Origin of the sequence: Aerococcus suis, assembly GCF_900176325.1 — a bacterium.
Lineage (GTDB): Bacteria > Bacillota > Bacilli > Lactobacillales > Aerococcaceae > Aerococcus > Aerococcus suis.
This window is the reverse complement of record NZ_FWXK01000003.1, coordinates 20,374-40,366: the sequence shown is the minus strand read 5'-3', so window position 1 is coordinate 40,366 and position 19,993 is coordinate 20,374. Positions and strand designations below refer to the sequence as shown.

Annotated in this window: 21 protein-coding genes and 1 other annotated feature; of the genes, 1 reads left to right on the top strand and 20 read right to left on the bottom strand. The window is 35.8% G+C overall.

The genetic code is table 11. The features are described from left to right. Window positions 1-110 precede the first annotated feature (110 nt). From rplT to B8955_RS03540, 14 genes are all read right to left on the bottom strand, one after another. Window positions 111-467, bottom strand: coding sequence for a 50S ribosomal protein L20 (rplT, locus tag B8955_RS03605; protein ID WP_084098649.1), 357 nt, complete (start codon window positions 465-467; stop codon window positions 111-113). An 80-nt stretch (window positions 468-547) separates the two neighbouring features. Further along, window positions 548-739: a 50S ribosomal protein L35 gene (gene rpmI / locus B8955_RS03600; protein ID WP_084098646.1), complete on the bottom strand. Its 192-nt coding sequence runs from the start codon at window positions 737-739 to the stop codon at window positions 548-550. A 25-nt stretch (window positions 740-764) separates the two neighbouring features. Then, a complete protein-coding gene (infC, locus tag B8955_RS03595) occupies window positions 765-1,280 on the bottom strand; it encodes a translation initiation factor IF-3 (RefSeq protein WP_084098643.1) in 516 nt (171 codons plus the stop codon). Between the two features lie 38 nt (window positions 1,281-1,318). Beyond that, window positions 1,319-1,452 (bottom strand) — a sequence feature (ribosomal protein L20 leader region). A 43-nt stretch (window positions 1,453-1,495) separates the two neighbouring features. Then, window positions 1,496-3,421: a threonine--tRNA ligase gene (gene thrS, locus B8955_RS03590; RefSeq protein ID WP_084098641.1), complete on the bottom strand. Its 1,926-nt coding sequence runs from the start codon at window positions 3,419-3,421 to the stop codon at window positions 1,496-1,498. Window positions 3,422-3,754: 333 nt separating this feature from the next. Beyond that, entirely contained in the window at window positions 3,755-4,213 is a 459-nt protein-coding gene (locus tag B8955_RS03585; RefSeq protein ID WP_084098639.1) for an Asp23/Gls24 family envelope stress response protein, read from the bottom strand. Between the two features lie 80 nt (window positions 4,214-4,293). Beyond that, window positions 4,294-4,500 carry a DUF2273 domain-containing protein gene (locus B8955_RS03580; RefSeq protein ID WP_084098636.1) on the bottom strand — a complete coding sequence of 69 codons (207 nt, stop codon included), beginning with the start codon at window positions 4,498-4,500 and terminating at the stop codon, window positions 4,294-4,296. Between the two features lie 14 nt (window positions 4,501-4,514). Beyond that, on the bottom strand, window positions 4,515-5,084 hold the full coding sequence (amaP, locus tag B8955_RS03575) for an alkaline shock response membrane anchor protein AmaP (RefSeq protein WP_084098632.1): 570 nt from the start codon (window positions 5,082-5,084) through the stop codon (window positions 4,515-4,517). 120 nt (window positions 5,085-5,204) lie between these two features. After that, window positions 5,205-6,137, bottom strand: coding sequence for a primosomal protein DnaI (gene dnaI / locus B8955_RS03570; protein ID WP_084098628.1), 933 nt, complete (start codon window positions 6,135-6,137; stop codon window positions 5,205-5,207). After that, window positions 6,138-7,535 carry a replication initiation and membrane attachment family protein gene (locus B8955_RS03565; RefSeq protein WP_084098625.1) on the bottom strand — a complete coding sequence of 466 codons (1,398 nt, stop codon included), beginning with the start codon at window positions 7,533-7,535 and terminating at the stop codon, window positions 6,138-6,140. 6 nt (window positions 7,536-7,541) lie between these two features. Continuing rightward, window positions 7,542-8,009, bottom strand: coding sequence for a transcriptional regulator NrdR (gene nrdR, locus B8955_RS03560; RefSeq protein ID WP_084098622.1), 468 nt, complete (start codon window positions 8,007-8,009; stop codon window positions 7,542-7,544). Window positions 8,010-8,138: 129 nt separating this feature from the next. Further along, a complete protein-coding gene (coaE, locus tag B8955_RS03555; protein ID WP_084098619.1) occupies window positions 8,139-8,741 on the bottom strand; it encodes a dephospho-CoA kinase in 603 nt (200 codons plus the stop codon). 1 nt (window position 8,742) lies between these two features. Then, the gene (gene mutM / locus B8955_RS03550) at window positions 8,743-9,570 is read right to left on the bottom strand and encodes a DNA-formamidopyrimidine glycosylase (RefSeq protein WP_084098616.1); all 828 of its coding nucleotides are present in this window, start codon (window positions 9,568-9,570) and stop codon (window positions 8,743-8,745) included. A 14-nt stretch (window positions 9,571-9,584) separates the two neighbouring features. Beyond that, window positions 9,585-12,251 (bottom strand): DNA polymerase I, encoded by a 2,667-nt coding sequence (polA, locus tag B8955_RS03545; protein ID WP_234983518.1) that lies wholly within the window; start codon window positions 12,249-12,251, stop codon window positions 9,585-9,587. Then, entirely contained in the window at window positions 12,241-12,753 is a 513-nt protein-coding gene (locus B8955_RS03540) for a hotdog family protein (RefSeq protein ID WP_234983517.1), read from the bottom strand. The genes polA and B8955_RS03540 overlap by 11 nt, the downstream gene beginning before the upstream one ends. A 196-nt stretch (window positions 12,754-12,949) precedes the next feature. Between B8955_RS03540 and B8955_RS03535 the strand changes: the two genes are divergently transcribed. Then, window positions 12,950-13,621 (top strand): histidine phosphatase family protein, encoded by a 672-nt coding sequence (locus tag B8955_RS03535; protein ID WP_084098607.1) that lies wholly within the window; start codon window positions 12,950-12,952, stop codon window positions 13,619-13,621. 30 nt (window positions 13,622-13,651) lie between these two features. Here the strand turns inward: B8955_RS03535 and B8955_RS03530 are convergent, their stop codons facing one another. The 6 genes from B8955_RS03530 to B8955_RS03505 form a co-directional block, all read right to left on the bottom strand. Next, entirely contained in the window at window positions 13,652-14,185 is a 534-nt protein-coding gene (locus tag B8955_RS03530) for a dihydrofolate reductase family protein (RefSeq protein ID WP_084098604.1), read from the bottom strand. A gap of 145 nt (window positions 14,186-14,330) precedes the next feature. Further along, complete coding sequence (locus tag B8955_RS03525) at window positions 14,331-14,723, bottom strand: Asp23/Gls24 family envelope stress response protein (protein WP_084098601.1); 393 nt, start codon at window positions 14,721-14,723, stop codon at window positions 14,331-14,333. 61 nt (window positions 14,724-14,784) lie between these two features. Beyond that, the gene (locus B8955_RS03520; RefSeq protein WP_084098598.1) at window positions 14,785-16,086 is read right to left on the bottom strand and encodes a bifunctional folylpolyglutamate synthase/dihydrofolate synthase; all 1,302 of its coding nucleotides are present in this window, start codon (window positions 16,084-16,086) and stop codon (window positions 14,785-14,787) included. A gap of 14 nt (window positions 16,087-16,100) precedes the next feature. Continuing rightward, window positions 16,101-17,918: a M3 family oligoendopeptidase gene (locus tag B8955_RS03515; protein ID WP_084098595.1), complete on the bottom strand. Its 1,818-nt coding sequence runs from the start codon at window positions 17,916-17,918 to the stop codon at window positions 16,101-16,103. 104 nt (window positions 17,919-18,022) lie between these two features. Beyond that, window positions 18,023-19,030: a nucleoid-associated protein gene (locus tag B8955_RS03510; protein WP_084098592.1), complete on the bottom strand. Its 1,008-nt coding sequence runs from the start codon at window positions 19,028-19,030 to the stop codon at window positions 18,023-18,025. Window positions 19,031-19,106: 76 nt separating this feature from the next. Further along, a complete protein-coding gene (locus tag B8955_RS03505) occupies window positions 19,107-19,982 on the bottom strand; it encodes a UTP--glucose-1-phosphate uridylyltransferase (RefSeq protein WP_084098589.1) in 876 nt (291 codons plus the stop codon). Window positions 19,983-19,993: the final 11 nt, after the last annotated feature.

Genomic DNA, 19,993 nt, shown 5'->3' with positions numbered 1-19,993 from the left:
ATAGTCTTAAACTATACCAAATCTCGTCCATTCCTTCTTCTTATATCTAACTGATTGAATTCATAAAAAAAGGATCAGAAACTTGTTCTGATCCTTTTAATAGCAATATCTTATTTCATTGCTTCTTTAGCTTGGTCAACAATAGCTGTAAAACCTTCTGGGTCATTAACAGCTAAGTCAGCAAGCATTTTACGGTTAATATCAATATTGGCTTGTTTTAAACCATTGATTAATTTGCTATAGCTCAAACCGTTTTGACGAGCAGCTGCATTAATACGAGTAATCCATAGACGACGGAAGTCACGTTTTTTCTGACGACGGTCGCGGTATGAATATTGATATGATTTCATTACTGCTTGTTTTGCAGTTTTGTATAATTTAGATTTTGATCCAAAGTAACCTTTAGATAGTTTTAAATATTTTTTACGGCGATTGCGAGTTACAATGCCACCTTTAACACGTGCCATGTCTTTTCCTCCTTGTGTTTAAATCCCTATAATTAGACTTCTAATTATAGTACTTCTTGAACTGTCAATATCGTCTAAGCTTATGGAAGCATTTGGTCGATACGTCTCATATCGCTTGCTGATACCATAGCTGGTTGTTTATGTTGACGACGTTGCTTTTTAGTTTTTCCGTGGAAACGGTGAGAACGTTCAGAATGACTACGTTTTAATTTACCACTTGCTGTACGTTTGAAACGTTTAGCAGAAGCTTTATGTGTTTTTTGTTTAGGCATAACTATATCCTCCTATAAATTTCATCTATTTGTCGGTCTTAGGAGCTAATTGTAAGAACATTGAACGTCCTTCCATTTTAGCTTTTTGTTCGATTTGCGCAACATCTTCCATTTCACTGGCAAAACGTTCTAAAACATCACGACCGATTTCTTTATGTGTAATTGCGCGACCGCGGAAACGAATAGATACACGGACTTTATCCCCTTTTTTAATGAATTTACGACCTTGACGAAGTTTAGTGTCAAAGTCATTTTGTTCGATTGTAGGGCTTAAACGCAATTCTTTTACATTAACGGTTTTTTGATTTTTACGTTGTTCACGAGCTTTACGTTGTTGCTCATAACGGTATTTACCATAGTCCATAATCCGAGCGACTGGTGGTTTAGCGTTAGGTGAAATTAATACTAAGTCTAATTCCGCTTTATCCGCTGCTTTAAGGGCCTCATCTTTTGATAGAATTCCAATTTGATCACCATCTGAATTAATCACACGTAATTCACGTGCACGAATACCATCATTTACACTGACATCTTTTGCGATAGTGTTCCACCTCCAAAAAAATTTTCAGAGAAGATTATCGTAAATAAAAACGACGGGTAGATACATTATCCACCCGCCGAAAACTACAGACTTAATCTGTAATAACTGTATTTATCAACCAAAGGACGTAATTGTCAACTCAGGTGAGAAACGGGTGTTTCTACTTCTTCTCTCAACTCATCTATCATATCAAGTTAATTGGTCACAGTCAAGGATTATTTATATTCTTCGATTTCTTTTTGCATACGTGCTAAGAAATCATCTAAAGGCATTGTTTCAGTTTTTTTAGAGCCATAATGACGAACAGTTACTGTATGTTCAGCAATTTCATTATCCCCAAATACTAATTGATAAGGAATTTTTTGTGTTTGAGCGGCACGGATTTTATAACCCATTTTTTCGTTACGGTCATCTACGGATACACGCATACCCATTTGATCCATACGGCGTTTCACTTCATAGACATAGTCACCATGTGCTTCTTCGTTAACAGGAATTAACACTGCTTGTTCAGGTGCTAACCAAACTGGGAAAGCCCCTTTATATTCTTCAATTAAGTAAGCAACGAAACGTTCCATCGTAGAAACAACACCACGGTGAATAACGACAGGACGGTGCGTATCTTGGCCATCTTCACCAACATAAGTTAAGTCAAACCGTTCCGGTAATAAGAAGTCTAATTGAACCGTTGACATTGTTTCTTCTAAACCAAGTGCTGTTTTAAATTGGACATCGAGTTTTGGACCATAGAAAGCGGCTTCGCCTTCTGCTTCAAAATAATCCAAACCTAAATCATCCATTGCTTCTTTTAGCATTGCTTGGGCTTTTTCCCACATTTCATCATCGTCAAAATATTTATCTTTATCGTTAGGGTCACGATAACTTAGACGGAAGCGATAATCTGTAATGTTGAAGTCATCATATACTTCTTGAATTAATTCTAGAACTCGAGTAAATTCTTCTTTAATTTGGTCAGGACGAACAAAGATATGTGAATCATTTAATGTCATTTCACGTACACGTTGTAATCCAGATAATGCACCTGATTTTTCGTAACGATGCATTTGACCAAGTTCAGCAATTCGAATTGGTAATTCACGATATGAGTGAACATCATTTTTATAAATCATCATATGATGAGGACAGTTCATTGGACGTAAAACTAATGACTCGCCATCTCCCATATCCATTGGTGGGAACATGTCATCTTGATAGTGATCCCAGTGGCCTGATGTTTTATATAATGAGGTATCAGCTAATACTGGTGTATACACGTGTTGATAACCTAAAGCGACTTCTTTATCCACAATGTAACGTTCAACAATACGACGAATTGTGGCACCTTTTGGTAACCAGAAAGGCAATCCTGAACCAACTTCAGGAGATACCATGAATAAGTCTAGTTCTTTACCAATTTTACGATGGTCGCGTTCTTTAGCTTCTTCACGCATTTTTAGGAATTCTTTTAAATCTGATTTTTTGAAGAAAGCTGTACCATAAATACGTTGCATCATTTTATTATTAGAATCACCACGCCAATAAGCACCAGCTAGAGATAATAATTTAAATTCTTTAATGCGTCCAGTAGATGGGACGTGTACCCCACGACATAAATCAGTGAATTCTCCTTGGCTATAAACAGTAATCGTCTCATCTTCAGGAAGATCTGTAATCAATTCGACTTTATATGGGTCAGTGTCGAATAATTCTAATGCTTCTTTACGTGAGACTTCACGACGAACAATTGGGAAGTCTTCTTTCACAATTTTACGCATTTCTTCTTCGATACGAGGCAATTCTTCTTCTGTAATTTGTTGTTCCTTATCCGTATCATAATAGAAACCTGAATCAATAGCAGGTCCAACCCCAAAATGAATATCTGGATACAAACGTTTCATTGCTTGAGCCATTAAATGAGCAGTAGAATGACGCAATACTCCTAAAGCATCTTCATGTTTTGGATCAACAATTTCAATATGACCATCTGATTCTAATTCGCGAGTTAAATCGATTAACTCATCATTGTATTTAGCTGCCACGGCATTTTTAGCTAAACCAGGGCTAATAAATTTCGCAACATCTAAAGCTGTTGTTCCGGGTTCAAATTCATGAACAGCACCATCTGGGAATGTAACTTTCATCTTATTTCCTCCTTAGTTAATAAAAAAGTCCCTATTAGATAAATTATCTAATAGGGACGATAAGTCATTATTATCGTGGTTCCACCCACATTTAATATCTCGCGCGAGATACTCTCTTAAAGTAAGTTAACGATTACTAAACGGCTCTTTTTCAAAAAAGCATCTAGAGAGTGGTATCCCAAAATACTTGCGAATTTTTCACCAACCAATTCGTCTCTAAAACAAGTTATCTTGTTCAGTCTCTCATTATTAATTATCGTAAATATAGTCTAGCACATTTTTTTGTAAAAAAAAAGCCTGGATAATAATATCCAGACTTAATTTATTAAATTATTATTGAACGCGAGATCCGTCGCTGTATTCACCGTTTTGGTTAGCTTTACGACGTTCTTCAGCTTTTTTACGTTCTTCTTCTGATTTGCTTTTTTCGTATTCAGCACGAGAAAGCACATCGTTAACGTTCATGTTTACTTCAACAACTTTTAAACCAGTCATTTTTTCAACATTTTTAGTAATTAATTCAACAGCTTTGTCAAAAGCAGTTGGAATGTTTTTACCGTATTCAGCAACGATTTCTAAGTCAAGTGCAACTTCTTTAGAACCTACTTCAGCGTTAACACCTTTAGTTTCGTCACCATTTGAGCTAAAGAAATCTTTGATTCCTGAAGTGAAATCACCTTTTAATTCTAAGATACCGTCTACGTTATCTACTGTGTAAAAAGCAATTTTTTCTAATACTTTGTCAGCGAATGTTAATTCGTTTGAGTGTTGTACATTTTCTTGTTCTGCCATGAGATTCCTCCTTAAAATACCTTCATTACTAACGATTTGATTATAGCAAATCTAAGATTTAAAAATCAACTAATTTATAATTAGCGTAAAAAGAAATTAAACCAACTATCCACGTCTAGTTCGCCATCGATATAAGCACCAATAAGATAACCAATAACGGTAACGATAGCAACTAATAACGCCTCGCCAAATCCTACCCATACCCAAAGAAAAGTGAATAGAAAGGCGATAATTAGACCGATTATACTATAACGATATTTATACCATGATTTTGGTGGTTGTTCCATTTATAACACCCTCCTTACTTCACACGAGGCCGTGATGTTGCTGCCACTTGACTATTTTCATTCGCATCATAAGGGTTAGCTTTTACGTTAACGCCTTTGATGGCTTCACCGAAGAACTCTTCAATCGCACGTTGAACACGTTCTTGAATGGTATTACTTACGGCAACAGCATCTTTATTTTCATCGATATCAAATTCAATATCTACTTTTGTACTGCCAGGATTAGATCCTAATTTAGCTTTCACTTGTTTATTTTGTGCTTCTTTAATATCGTGAATAGCATCGTGAGCGTATGTCTCAACTGTTTCACTTTCTACAACGATATCTCCTTTATCATTACTTAGACGCATCGTTTTATTTTTAGAACGTGCAAATAATGCATAAAAGAAGGCGGCTACAAAGTAAACACCTGCTACACCTAATACGACTGCTACTGCAATACTCAAGTTCATATTTGTTAAAATATGATTTTGTACGAAGTCAGTAACATGAGGAATAGGGAAGAATAGTGAAATACCAAACAGAAGCCCAAGCATAACAATTAATGCCACAATCGCTTGGACATATTTTCTAAAACTACTCATAATGTGCCCTCCTTGACTCATTAAACATTTAATGTCATATATAAAGAATAAAACGAACCGTTTAAAATAGCAACTAATATGACTACCATAACAAATCCTTATTTGTCACTAAATTTAAAATTAGTTATAAGTACGACGTCTATTTCCCCCGTTAACAAAAAAAGCCTCACTCAACCGTACGCGTTGCATCAACCGTCTGGCTTTTACTTCTTCTCTCCCATCCTTCGACTCAGCAAAATGTTCTTCTAACTCATTAAAATTCAAGTTTGACGTGAAGAAAGTTGGCAATCCTTCATCCATTCGAAATTGCATAATAATGCCCAAGACACCATCCCGCATCCAAGCAGAATTAGTTTCGGCACCGATATCATCAAGGACTAAAATTTCAGCTTGCTTAATATCATCGATTCGCTTGCCGTTAACATTGTTATTATCACCAAAATTTCCTTTTAACCGTTCGACAAACTCAGGAAAATGAATAAGCGTTGTACGATGGCCATCTTTAGCCAATTCGATGGCCATAGCTGCCATCAAATGCGTTTTACCAACTCCAAACGGACCATGTAAGTATAAACCACCTGTCGGTTTTTGAGGGCTATCTACGTAGTCCATCACAAACTCGCTAACTGCATCGACAGCTTCCTTTTTACTTTTACTATCTATCTCTAAATGTCTAAGAGACGCTTTACGTAATTCCTTAGGTAAATAAATCAAGTCCACCCGTCGTTGTTTGTCATAAGTTAATTTTTGGTCTTTGTATTTTTTATTTGGAACATAAACGACATCAATATAATGATAATTCATTATCAATTTAGGCGTGTAAAGAGGGAATTTAGTTGGCTCCCCTTTCGCCATTTTTTCTTTTTCGCGAACAAATTCATACAACTTCGATAAACTTTTAGTCACTATTGGATCATTAGTCCCTATGTTTTCTTGAGCTAAAAACGCTTGAACACTGTCATCATTTAGAACGGTTTGCCGAATATTCGTTAATTGTGAATATAAATTTCCCCGTTGCATGGTTTCTTGCATAGCTTCTCCAATATTTTCCATCTACTCATCACCTCGTTCCAATAATTTTTTATAATTTTCCATATCATCTAAAGAAAAGTCTGTTTCATCTTCTGTTTGTTTATTCTCTTGATTAGAGGTATTCTGACTATCGGTTTGATCAAACCAATCAGGTTTTTTCTCAACATAACGTTTTTTATTAGTCCATGGTTTCGCTTGTTGGCGTTTTTCTTTTTTAGCTTTTTGACGTTGCTTACGATTTTTGACATAGCGAATAGCCTCTTCAGGTGTATTGATTTTTGCTTTACTCCAATCATTGGCGGTGGTCTCTATCCATTTCGTATTTAAAGACGAATTGTTCATCTGAACTAAATATGTATGGATCAACAAATTAATAACTGGTGGTGTTAGTGACGTCTCCTCTACTAATGTGTGGATTAATTTGGCTTCATCATTAGTGACACGCATTTGGAATTGTTTCTTAATACTACGGATAAAATCAATCGGTGAATATTGCCGTGCTTGGTTAGCAATTTGTTTTTCCATTTCTGATAAATCACTTTGTTGAGCTGAAGAAGTTTCTTGAGAGATTGGCTGATTTTCCATATTATTTTGGATAGACACACGGTCGCTTTCTTGAGCTTGCCGAATCGCATTCTCTTGAAGTTTTTCGAGACTAATTTGATTTGTGCGTGAATAGTAAGACATTTGCAATAGACGACTAATTTCAATCTCGTCATATCCATACATAATATGTAATGTTTTAACCATCTTTTTAACATCTGATGTAATCACTTTGTCATCAAAATACACTTTACTCATTAAATCAAAGAAAAATTCCCAGTCAAAGCGAGGAGTTTCTAACGTCGCATCCAAACGTTGATTATTTTCTCCAATTAATGATGAATCATCTTCTGTAGTCAATGAATAGATTTGACTAGGTAAATGATAGACGTCTTGAAAACTTGCCGTTTCGTTTGTTAAATGCTCCGTATCAAAATCTGGGGTATAAGAAAAGCGTTCTTTAACACGTTTATAATCGACCTCACCTAAACGATCCATTAATAATGTGCTCATCATTGTATCCTTAAAAAATTTATCTGGCGCAAGGGGAGCAAGCAAAAAATAATAAGATTTCATACGGTCAGAATCTAAATAAGATGCTAATAGCCCAATTGCTTCCAGCCGACGTCTCGCTTTAATATATTCTTCTTTACTTAAAACAAGTTGCTCAATAAAATCTCTATGATGGTAAACCAAAGATTTCGCCGTCCCTGGTTCAATAATCCCTAATAATTTCTCGTATAAAGCATAAGATGTCGGTCCGATAATAGGTAAATAACAGTGTCTTAAAACATATTGGTCAAGATCAGAAATCCAATGTTTTTGAATCACTTCGACTTCATCTTTTGGATTTAATTTTTCCCAATGAACGACCACTATTATCTACTCCTCTTCATTTTGCCGATTTTTTAAACGTTCAATCTCTTTCAAAAAGACAGTTGGATCTTCGAAACGTCGATAAACACTCGCATAACGAATATATGCTACTTCATCTATTTTAGGAAGTTTATCCATGACGATTTCCCCAATATCAGTTGAAGACACCTCATTTTGTCCTGACTCACGAACAATTAATTCGATTTCTGCTACTAATCGCTCTAACTGTTCTAAAGCAACGGGACGTTTCTCACAGGAGCGAACTAAACCTCGTAATAATTTCTCTCTGGAAAATTCTTCTCGATTACCATCACGTTTGACGACTAATAATGGCCGTTGCTCAATTCGTTCAAACGTGGTAAAACGATGACCACAATTAAGGCATTCTCGGCGGCGTCTAATCGAATGATTATCTTCAGCTGAGCGACTATCTATTACTTTCAAATTCATTTGATGACATTTTGGACATTGCATCATAATCACCTCTTATCCCCAACAATTAATACTTATATTATACCACAGCTAAACAATCGCAAGAAAGTTCATTAGTGGAAAGCTATAATAGAAAAGACCTAGAGGTATCCTCCAGATCTTTAATTTAAATTATATATTCATGTGACTAGCTAACCAATCATCAATTTGCTGATATAATGATTCCTTAGTCGTAGAATTATCAAAAACGCTGTCTGCCATTAATCGTTTTTTATCTAGTGGCCATTGAGAAGCAATTCGAGCCTCCGCTTCATCATCACTATAATGATTACGTGCTTTTAATCGGTTAAGTTGCGTTTCTCTTGGAACCCATACAACAATCGTTTCATCACATAATGCATAAAAAGACGCACTTTCAAACAATAGTGGCACATCTAAAATGACTAGAGGTTCCCCATTAGCCGATAACATACCAAGCATTGACTTGATTTTTTGTAAAATATAAGGATGCATAATGTCATTGGCTTTTTGGCGTGCTTCAGGTTCATTAAAAATGATTTGCCCTAACTTCGAGCGATTTAACTCGCCGTCCTTTGTTAAGATTTTTTCTCCAAAAATAGCCACTATTTCTTTTAAAGCGGGTTGCTCGGGTTTGACAACGTCACGCGCTACTTGATCTGCATCAATAACAGGAAGTTGCCGTTGTTTGAAATATTCGCTGACTGTCGTTTTACCAGAAGCAATGCCTCCTGTTAAACCGATAATTTGTGTCATCTTATTCTCCTATTCGTTGACAATATGGACAGAAATGTGTGCCTCGCTGAGCAACTTTAATTTTCTCAATGGTATTGTGGCAACGAGCACATGGTAGTCCTTCACGTCCATAAACTTTTAACTCATCTTGATAGTGTCCATTCTCACCTAATGCGTTAGTATACGTTCGGACGGTTGTTCCACCTTTTTCAATGGCACGTTTAATAATCGTTGCCATTGCCGCTGCTAGCTGCACACATTGTGCTTCGGATAAATTAGCGGCTAGTGTTTCAGGATGGATTTGGCTCTCCCAGAGAATTTCATCGGCATAAATATTGCCTATTCCAGCAATAATATGCTGATCTAATAAACATGGCTTAATCGCACGTTTCGTTCGCTGAAAGGCATTAAATAATTCTTCACCTGTCACTTCCTGTGGTTCTGGGCCTAAATGTAATGCATTAATAGCTGCCTCTTTTTGCTGTTTTGGATAGCATTTAATTCGCCCAAATTTTCTAACATCGCGATAGCGTAAATCTCTACCGTCTTCTAATTCTAAAATGACATGAGTATATTTATCCACAACTTCTTTATGTTCTGGCAGCAAATATTTTCCTTCCATTCGCAAATGACTCACCCAAATGACGTCTGACCAATTAAAAATCAAAAATTTTCCTCGCCGTTCAACATCTTGTAGGGTTTGCCCTCGCATCGCTTGCCGAAAATCTGTAAGTTCATCAGAAATTTGAACAATTGCTGGCCAAGTTACTGTGACATCTTTGACGCATATTCCTTGTGCTAAACGATTTAATCCCCGTTTAACAGTTTCCACTTCTGGCAATTCTGGCATCAAATTCCTCTTTTCTAAGCTTCATACCAATTATCACCATAACTACTTTCAACAGTTAATGGAATAGCTAATTCAACCGCATGCTCCATTACTTCAGGAACTAATTTTTCTAATTTTGGAATTTCTGATTCTGGAGCTTCAAAAATTAGCTCATCATGAACTTGCAATAACATATTTGCTTCCAAATTTTCTCGTTGAAGTGCTTGATCCATTTCTAACATAGCAAATTTAATAATATCAGCAGCTGTCCCTTGGATAGGTGTATTCATCGCATTTCGTTCAGCGAACGACCGAACATTATAGTTTTTAGCTTTTAAATCAGGTAAATATCTCCGCCGTTTAAATAGTGTTTCAGCGTATCCTTTTTCTTTAGCACTTTGAACAATATCATCCATATACGATTTAATTTGTGGGAAATTTTCAAAGTAAGCATCAATAAATACTTGAGCTTCTTTCCGAGAAATATTCAGATTTTGACTTAGCCCATAATCTGAAATACCATACACAATCCCAAAATTAACAGCTTTTGCACTCCGTCGCATATTGCTAGTGACTTCATCACGAGAAACATTATAAACTTTCATCGCCGTTGACGCGTGAATATCATCTCCCGCTCTGAAAACTTCCTGCATATGTTTATCTCCAGAAATATGGGCTAAAACTCGTAGTTCGATTTGAGAATAGTCGGAAGAAAAAATCTTCCACCCTTTATGTTCTGGAACAAATGCTTTACGAATTTTTCGTCCTTCTTCAGAACGAATCGGAATATTTTGTAAATTGGGATCTGCCGAACTCAATCGTCCTGTTGCCGTCAATGTTTGTTGGAAGCGTGTATGAATTTTTCCATCCTCATGAATGAAATCTTGCAATCCAGCAACATAAGTTGATTGCAATTTTGATAATTGACGATAATCTAAAATATAGTCAATAATTGGTGACTTCCCTTGTAATTTTTCTAAAACTGATTGAGCGGTTGAATATCCAGTTTTCGTTTTCTTAATCACTGGAAGTTCTAACTCTTCAAACAAGACTTTCCCCAACTGTTTAGGAGAATTTAAATTAAACGCATGCCCAGCTATTTGGTAAACATCATTTTCTATTTCCTGCAACTTAATAGCAAACTCTTTTTCCATCGCTTGTAACTGTTCTCGTTCAACAGTAATTCCTTGCATTTCACATTTCGCTAATACAAGTGCTAACGGTAACTCCAAGTTCTCATATAAATTCATCATTTCATTTTTCTCTAATTGCGCTTTTTCCATCGCTTGAAGTCTTAAAATAACCGTAATTTTACGTGCTACATGTTCTTCCATTCGCTGCTTATCTTCAGGAATACCGCGTTTAGCTCCTTTGCCATAAATAGTTTCATCAAATGGTAACTCATCAATATCAAACTCTCTAGCGACTTCAGCTAAATCCTTAGAGTGATCCTTAGCATTTAATAAATAGGATCCAATTAAGACATCATCACGTACTCCTGAAAAAGTTAAATGTTGACGCGCTAACATGACTTTCGTACGTTTCGCATCGAAGACCACTTTTTCTTTCTCAGAATTTTTTAACCACTGAACAAATAAATCCGATTGAAATAGAACGTCAGGATAGCCAACATAGACATGTTCTGCAGTTCCCCATGCAACAATGACCGGGGTGCCTTCATGATAATTAGGAATTAACATTTCTACATATAATCCTTGATTATCTTCAGCAAACATTGATTCCTCTAAATCATCAGTCGTATGAATCACTGTATAATCAACAGTTAATTGCTCTGGTTCCGGTAAATCCGTTATATCAGTATCTGACACTAAGTCACTCATAAATCGGTTAAAATTCATATCTTTGTAGAAGGACATTAATGCTTCAACATCTGTTTCTTTAACAATGATATCGTCAAGTGATAAATCAACCGGAGCATCTAAAGCAATACGAGCCAGTTTTTTAGATAAAAAAGCCTGATCTTTGTCATTAATCAAATGTTCTTTACGTTTAGAAGGCTTCATTTGGTCAATATTTTCATAGACCCCTTCCATTGACTCATATTCTTTCAATAATTTAATAGCTGTTTTTTCGCCAACTTTTGTCACGCCAGGGTAATTATCAGAACTATCACCCATTAACCCTTTCATATCAATGATTTGTTCCGTAGTTAGCTCATATTTTTCACGAATGACTTCTGGAGTATAGGACTCAAGCTGACTAACACCACGTTTAGTAATATCAACGCGCACATTGGGACGAGCTAATTGAATGAGATCTCGGTCTCCAGAAATAATAACAACCTCAAACCCGTCATTAGCTGCCTTCATCGCTAACGTTCCAATAATATCATCGGCTTCGTAATTGACAAGTCCGTAATGACTGATACCAAAGCCATCTAGTAGTACATTAAAGAACGGCATTTGCTCTTTGAATTCTGATGGTGTGGATTGCCGACCACCTTTGTACTCATCATACATTTCTGTTCGAAATGTCGTTTTTCCAGCATCCCAAGCCACTAATGCATGGGTAGGATTTTCCTTATCTAATACAGAAGTCATCATGGCGTGAAAGGCATATAAGGCATTCGTATGTAAGCCATTCTTATTCACAAAACTTTCCAAATTTTGAATAGCGAAAAAAGCGCGAAAAGCTAATGAGCTGCCATCAAATAAAACTAATTTTTTTTGCTTAGTAGTCAAGTGTTTCCCCTCCAGAAATGCGTTGAAATATCCCAGCATCAATCTTATTTGTCATATCATCAAGATTTTCTTCGGGTGGTAATACCGTTAACATGACATCTAACACACGTTCAGAATTTGGTTGATTAGTATGATACCCAATCACATGAATGGTGATAAATTGTTTTAATTCTTCTACTCTAATAACTTCAAAGTCAAAACTAATTGTTGAATTATGAGGAATAGGCTTACTTACATTCATATTCATTTCAACTAATCGAGAGCCAGGACCAGGAAAGTTCATAGAAACCGTTCGAGTAATCACTCCCATTAAGGCAATTGGCGGTAGAACAGTATCCATCTCACGTTTTTGAGCTTGTTTCAAATAAGCAGGATTCGAATCCCCTGTCACTCCCATATATAGAAGAACATCACGTTCTTTGAAAGATTCCGTTACAGAGAACGTATCCCCCACTGAAATCGCATGGATAGATTTTCCTAGTTGTTGATCATTTTGTGTCATAATAAGTCTCATTCCCCTCTTAAAGTCTTCTTCAGTTTACCAAACCCCTAGCTTTAATACAAAAGCCAAGCGCCTCAATTTAGGTTTCTATTATACAACATTGGGAAACATTCCCAAAAGATGTGTAAGCGGTATCTTTACCGGCTTTTTTGTGCTATTATATGTTTAAAATAATTGCTGAAAGGTGTATCATCCGATGAATAAAATTAATTATTACTTTGTACGGCACGGCGAAACAGCGGCTAATGCAGAGGGAATTATTCAAGGTTGGACAGACTCTCCTTTAAACGCTACAGGTATTAATACAAGTCACCAACTAGGAGAAACGTTGCAACAAATTCCCTTTCACCTCGCCTATAGTAGTGATCTAAAGCGTGCCAAAATGACCGGTGAAATTATCTTAGATTATCAAAAAGACCCTCCACAATTACTGACGATGGAAGGATTCCGCGAATTTAATTATGGTGGCCTGGAAAATGAATTAATTGAAAATGTATGGACAGAATCCTTAACAGATAAAGTCAAACGCCTAGAAAACGAAAAAGTCCCTTCTACTTCTTTTGTCCCAATTATTATTGAGGACTTGATGCGCTACGATACCGTTGGGGAATCAGAAGATTTTACAACTTTCTGGGCTCGAATTGAAGAAGCTGTCTTAAGTATCCATGATGAAGCTTTAGAACAACGTATTGAACAAATGCTACCGGAAATTAATGTCTTAATTGTTAGTCATGATTTCCCTATTCGCTTTTTATTCCATGAACTATTGCCCAATTTTGATTTAACTCAACTTTTGGAACCCTCCCATTATGCTCAGCTTTTATATTATCATGGTGCCTATCACTTAGAAGCCTGGAACCAAGCATAATCATAAAAAGACGCTTACCATAGCGTCTTTTTATCTTGGAGAATAAACGCTCAATGTTAATCCTCCCATAACATCAACCGATTCTAACTGTAATGGTAATGGCTGATCTTGAGGATAGAATAACCGTCTTCCAGACCCTTGAATATAAGGAACTGTTCCAATAACATATTGGTCAATCGCATTAGCTCGAATAAATGGACGAACTGCTAATCCACCGCCAATTAATAATATATTTTTCCCTTGTCGTTTTTTAGCCAACATTAATTTTACAATACGGGTTGGGGTTACAAAATGAATCCGACCGTCATTGCGTTGATTTTCTCGAGAGATGACGTATATGGTTTGCTCAGGATAGGCCTCATGATACCCCTGTTCAAACGTTTTGTGCCCCATAACAATCATTTCAATGTCGTTAATTTTTGCAAAATCAAACCCTTCTTCTAAAGTGGAAACATCAGATAATTGACTGCCTCCATAACCCTCTAAAAAATCCGAGTGATAATTTTTATCGGCAATATAGCCATCTAGACTTTGCATAATACTTAAAATAATTTTCCCTACCATTTGTATCACTAATCCTCTCAATATAAACGCTTTACACAGTGTCTAGCATAATACAGCTGGGGATTTTATATCAACCCTATAAATTAGCAGAAAAAAAGATTAGCGCATATCACACGCTAATCTTTTATATTCTTTTCTTATCATTTTATTTATTAGCTTGTCGCATTTGAATACGGTTAAAGTCTTCTAATTTCATAATATCTTGAATATTAATATTGACTTCAACAACATCTAAACCTGTTGAATGTTCTACTTTGTTTTCGATATTATTCACGGCTTCATTAAAGATTTTTGGAATTTCTTTGCCATATTCAACGACAATATCTAAGTCAATTGCAACTTCTACTTCGCCCACGTCAGCTTCAACGCCATCTAAGCCATCGTCTTTTTCATCAGTTGCTTGTGACACTTGATTTTTCATTTTATTAAAAGCGTCTCCTTGAGTAGCTAATACACCATCTACCTCAAGAACAGCATCATTAGCTAAATGTTCAATGGCTTGGGCATCAAAGGTTAAATCTGTCTTTTCTTGGCTCATGATTATGCTCCTTTCAAAAGCTCTATAGTTATATTATAACGAATCCTTCAGTAATTGTCTTTTATTTCGATTCTTGTTGAAATTGAAGCAAATCTTTTCGCAAATTTCCCACAAAATAAAAACTTCCAAATAACGTAAGCATTTTTTCACAATTAATACGAGACAACCATTGTTTTGCTACTGCTAATGTTTGATTGAAATCAGGTTCAACAATTATATTTTCAGTCGCTATTAACTGCGTCTCAGCAATTTTATGGGCCAGTTCATTTGCTGGCATAGCTCGATGATTATTAGGTTCCGTAACAATAATAGCATCAAAAACAGGTAATATCGTTTTTAGAACGGTATCAATATCCTTATCAGCTACCATACCCATCACCCCTAATCGATAGGTATCCGGATAATATCTTTCTAGGTTACGACGCAATCCCGTTATCCCATCGACATTATGAGAACCGTCAATAATAATATCTGTATCCAAAATATGGAAGCGTTCAAAGCGTGCCGCCCACTGCGTTTGATATAGGCCATCGTGTAATGCCCTATTGGAAATATTCCATCTCATATTCCGTAGATTATGAATAATTTCGATAACCACTGTTGCATTCATAATTTGATGTTCTTCTAATAAAGTAATGGTGTAGCTCTCATCTTTATACTCAAAAGTTTGTTCCAATGAATTATCGATAGCATAGTGAAGTTCTTTCTCATCAACTACCGTTAGTGGTGCTGCTAATTCTTCAGCACGTTTTGCGATAACTGGTGTCACTTCGTCATCTTGTGGATAGGAAATAACTGGCCGGTGCTCTTTAATAATCCCAGCTTTTTCTCCAGCAATCGCTGCTAATGTATTCCCTAAAATATGAACATGATCCAGAGCAATTTTAGTAATAACAGATATTAACGGATGGGTAATGATATTAGTCGCATCTAAGCGTCCTCCTAACCCAACTTCCATGACAACAATATCAACATCTTGTTGCCAAAATGCCACCCATGCTAATGCTGTAAACATCTCAAACTGCGTAGCAACAAAATCTTCTGGCAACCGATGATTCACCCAATCAATTAATGAGCTGAGAGCCTCATCGCTAATAGGCTCACGATTAATTTGAATCCGTTCATTAAAATCGACTAAGGACGGAGAAGTAAATAATCCGACACGATAACCCGCTTTCTCCAAAACTGTTGCCGTCATTTTTGCAGTTGAACCTTTTCCATTAGTTCCGGCAATATGAATAATAGGTAATTCTTCTTGAGGATTTCCTAGATGCTCCATTAGCATCCGCATATTATCAATACCTAATTTAGCTGTACCAATCGGTGCCATATTAACGCGTTGCTCTAATTCTTCATATTCCACAATATACCTGCTTCCTAATCCATTGATTCGTTAATAAAAGGTTCTGATTCAGCGATAAACCGTTTAGCATCTTCAGCAGCCAACTCAACACCTTGTTGCCAAAATTCAATTTGCGTTAAGTCAACATTTAAATGTTTTTTAGCTAAATCTTCTACAGTCATTTTACCTGTATCTTTTAACAAAGCAATATAACGTTCTTCAAAGCCATCCGTATCTTTTAGAAACTCTGCATATAAGCCTAAGCTAAATAAATAACCAAATGTATATGGGAAATTATAGAATGGAACATCATCAGCAAAGAAGTGTAGTTTACTTGCCCAGAAATGAGAATGTTTCACATCTAAAGCATCACCATAAGCTTCTTTTTGTGCGTCTTCCATCATTTGATTTAAGCGCGACTCACTGACAAAACCAGCTTCTCTTGCTTCATAAAATTTTGATTCAAATAAGAAACGTGCTCGAATATTTAAAAACATCGCCGTCGCATTTTCCAGTTTGACATTTAGAAGTTGCAACCGTTGTTTAGCAGTATCCGCTTTAGCTAAATTAGCATTTGCAACAATGGTTTCGGCTAGTGTACTTGCTGTCTCAGCAACATTCATCGCATAATTTCTATTCCAATATGGAGCATCTTTTAATACATCAGTATGGAAAGCATGACCTAATTCATGAGCTAAAGTGCTCGCATCACTAGCAGAACCCGTAAATGTCATAAAAATTCGTGATTCATTCACAAGTGGTAAATCGGTACAATATCCCCCTGGACGTTTCCCACTACGGTTTTCAGCTTCAACCCAACGATTTTCTAAAGCGTGTTTAGCAAAAGCTTGTAATTTAGGTCCAAAGGTTCCAAATTGTTCCACAACAAAATCACATGCTTCTTGATAATTATAAGCAACGGGTTCAGTATCCGTAAACGTTAATGGAGCATCCACATCTTGCCAATTTAATTGTTCCATGCCTAATAATTGTTGTTTCCGTTTTAAGAAGTCAATAAAAATATCTTTACTAGCATCTACTGCTTGCCACATTGCTTCTAAAGTGGCTTTTTGCATACGATTACATTCTAATGGTTCATCTAAATAATGGGTGTAGCCATGATTTTTTTGTGTTGTCCGACGATAACCAGCAAGATGATTTAAAATATCAGCAAAAATAGGGCCTGCTTCGGTAAATGCATCTTCCCAAGCAACGAAAATTTTGCGTCGATTCTCTGGATTAGGATCACCATACATGCGATTCATTGCTTGTCCAACAGAAAATTCATGTTTTCCGTCACTTAATTCAACTTTAATGGTTAGACTAGCACTCGTCGTATCATAAATAGAAGACCACCCATTTAAACCATCACTAGATAATTGAGCTAATAATGCTTCACTTTCATCACTCAGTAACCGTTTAGCCGCTGCTCGTTCTTCATTAAGGACAAAACGAATGTCATCTAGATAATCATCTTTTAATAACATTTGCCATTGTTCATCTGTTACAGACGTATATTTTTTTATAAACTGTTTATAGGCTGCTTGGAAAGGCTGCTCAATCATTTCCAAATAATGCACCATTTCAGTCGCTGTTTCATCACGCATATCCGCATCACCGACCATTTGTGCATAAGTTGCTGCATGTAAATGTCCAGCCGCAAAATGAGCAATTTCTTTTAATAACTGTACGAACGGTTCTGATTCATTCAAACTTTCTAAATCAAAGTTTGCCATTTTTTGCATGAGTTCATCGCGTTCTTCAATTAATGCATTTAAATGCGCTTTATAAGCTTCTCCTTGAAGACCACCTGGATATAAATCATCTAAGTTCCATGTTTCTTTAATTACCATAGTCAAATCTCCTTACTTTTTAAATACTAGTATAGTCTAAAACGCTTCAATGGTAAATTAGCAATCGGCCGATGCATGAGATATTGAATCGTTTTTTACTCAAATTAAAAAATATTTTTCATCTCTTCGATATTTTTTAAAATCATTCGTAAAGTGCCATCAGGGTTATTTTGAATTTCAATGACCTCTGGATCATTAAATAGTGCCATTGGTACGGTCATTTCTATACCATTGGATAACTTTAATTTTTGACGTTGCATACGATTGGGCATTAATTGGGCCGATGCTGGTAATGGGTGGTCTTGGTTAATCCCGTTATCTGAACTTGCTTCAATATATGCTGCTTTTTGACTAGCATTATTACCATAAACCTTATCAGCAAATTTTTGATTATCCAACAAATCATTTTCAGTAACTTCTTCAAAAATAGCTTGTTTTGCTACAGCTAACTGTTGATACTCTGACTCATTAAATTTTTTAGCTGTTTGACTGACTGCTTTTTTCATTTGTCGAATCGTTTCATTCATCGATGGTTTAGGAGCAACCTTTAAGAACTTCTCACTCAAATAAAAAACTTTTTCACCCTCATTTTCGAGTAAATGTTTTTTCTCAATGATTTGTATGTTGTCTGAATTTTCATTAAAAATAAATCCTTCTTCTATCGTTTGACTCATACTAGGGAGGATGACTTGATTCATAATCAGATTGTTTTTAATGCCATCCTCAGCATAATCAACAAAATGGGTAAGTTGTTGGGTATGATTTAGTTTTAACATCGCTAAAAATAATTGATCATCTTCTTCATACTCAATCCATAACAAATCTGCAGTTGGTATATCAGGATTCGGTGCCGTTAAATCATAAAACTGTTGACTAAGTGCTTGTGTTTGAGCAATAAAATTTTCTGGCACTTTTTTTAAAAACGAATAAACAACACTTTCATCAGTCAATTGACACTCTTTCTGCTTATCAGACTGTTTAATACGAGACAATTTCTTTTCGATATATTGCTTAATATCATAATGATCAATTGCCAATAAATTATTGGATAATATGGGTTCTAAACTCCCAGGATCAAAAATATGTAAAATTGCTTGCTTGATTCTAATCATAGACTCCTACTTCCTAAAAATATAAAAAGGAGATTTACAGTCCAACTGCCTAATCTCCTTAAAACAAAATATCATGTTATTTCAACTGAGGAATAATGTCTTCTTTTAAGTATTTTTTAAATCCTTCAGCCGTTTCTGGATGTTTCAACGCATATTGAATACTTGCTTTGACCAATCCAAATGGTTCTCCAACCTCATACCATTCACCGGTATATGAATAATTATAAATGACTTCTGTTTCTGCCATTGTATTTAAAGCATCTGTTAATTCAATTTCTTTAGAATATACATTAGGTTTTGTCTGGTCAATCACATTAAAAATATCCGGTGTTAAAATATATCGTCCACAAATGGCCTGCGTACTTTCCGTTTCTTGATTATTTGGTTTTTCGATTAGACGTTTAACTTCTTCAACACCATCATTATCTTGTAGTTCAACTACTCCATATTGTGAACGTTCAGATTCTGGAACTGATTGAGTAGCAATATGCATACCACCTAATGACTCAGCTTGATCAATTAACGTTTTAGATAGCGGTTTTTTATCGACAAGTAAGTCATCTCCCAACATTAGTAAGAAAGGTTCATCTCCTACAAATGATTCAGCTTCTAAAACAGCATTTCCTAAGCCATCAGGATAATGTTGACGTCTGAACTGAATATTGTAATGACTCGTCGCATCTACCATTTCCAACATAGCCGTTTTACCTTTTTGTTTTAAATTATCTTCTAATTCATAATTCGCATCAAAATGGTCTTCAATTGAACGTTTATTACGTCCAGTAATGATTAAAATTTCTTCAATTCCAGCCTCAATGGCTTCTTCAACAATAAATTGAATAATGGGTTTATCCATAATAGGGATAATTTCTTTAGCCATTGCTTTACTAGCTGGCAAAAAACGGGTCCCTAATCCTGCTGCAGGGATAACGGCTTTTTTGATTTTAGTCATAACTGGCCTCC

What these genes read in the sequence shown, in the direction of transcription:
- B8955_RS03535 (WP_084098607.1), top strand. Translation starts at nt 12,950, where the DNA reads ATGAATAAAATTAATTATTACTTTGTACGGCACGGCGAAACAGCGGCT.
- B8955_RS03530 (WP_084098604.1), bottom strand. Translation starts at nt 14,185, where the DNA reads ATGGTAGGGAAAATTATTTTAAGTATTATGCAAAGTCTAGATGGCTAT.
- rpmI (WP_084098646.1), bottom strand. Translation starts at nt 739, where the DNA reads ATGCCTAAACAAAAAACACATAAAGCTTCTGCTAAACGTTTCAAACGT.
- B8955_RS03515 (WP_084098595.1), bottom strand. Translation starts at nt 17,918, where the DNA reads ATGGTAATTAAAGAAACATGGAACTTAGATGATTTATATCCAGGTGGT.
- B8955_RS03585 (WP_084098639.1), bottom strand. Translation starts at nt 4,213, where the DNA reads ATGGCAGAACAAGAAAATGTACAACACTCAAACGAATTAACATTCGCT.
- nrdR (WP_084098622.1), bottom strand. Translation starts at nt 8,009, where the DNA reads ATGCAATGTCCAAAATGTCATCAAATGAATTTGAAAGTAATAGATAGT.
- thrS (WP_084098641.1), bottom strand. Translation starts at nt 3,421, where the DNA reads ATGAAAGTTACATTCCCAGATGGTGCTGTTCATGAATTTGAACCCGGA.
- rplT (WP_084098649.1), bottom strand. Translation starts at nt 467, where the DNA reads ATGGCACGTGTTAAAGGTGGCATTGTAACTCGCAATCGCCGTAAAAAA.
- B8955_RS03525 (WP_084098601.1), bottom strand. Translation starts at nt 14,723, where the DNA reads ATGAGCCAAGAAAAGACAGATTTAACCTTTGATGCCCAAGCCATTGAA.
- coaE (WP_084098619.1), bottom strand. Translation starts at nt 8,741, where the DNA reads ATGACACAAATTATCGGTTTAACAGGAGGCATTGCTTCTGGTAAAACG.
- mutM (WP_084098616.1), bottom strand. Translation starts at nt 9,570, where the DNA reads ATGCCAGAATTGCCAGAAGTGGAAACTGTTAAACGGGGATTAAATCGT.
- dnaI (WP_084098628.1), bottom strand. Translation starts at nt 6,137, where the DNA reads ATGGAAAATATTGGAGAAGCTATGCAAGAAACCATGCAACGGGGAAAT.
- B8955_RS03580 (WP_084098636.1), bottom strand. Translation starts at nt 4,500, where the DNA reads ATGGAACAACCACCAAAATCATGGTATAAATATCGTTATAGTATAATC.
- amaP (WP_084098632.1), bottom strand. Translation starts at nt 5,084, where the DNA reads ATGAGTAGTTTTAGAAAATATGTCCAAGCGATTGTGGCATTAATTGTT.
- B8955_RS03505 (WP_084098589.1), bottom strand. Translation starts at nt 19,982, where the DNA reads ATGACTAAAATCAAAAAAGCCGTTATCCCTGCAGCAGGATTAGGGACC.
- B8955_RS03510 (WP_084098592.1), bottom strand. Translation starts at nt 19,030, where the DNA reads ATGATTAGAATCAAGCAAGCAATTTTACATATTTTTGATCCTGGGAGT.
- B8955_RS03540 (WP_234983517.1), bottom strand. Translation starts at nt 12,753, where the DNA reads ATGACACAAAATGATCAACAACTAGGAAAATCTATCCATGCGATTTCA.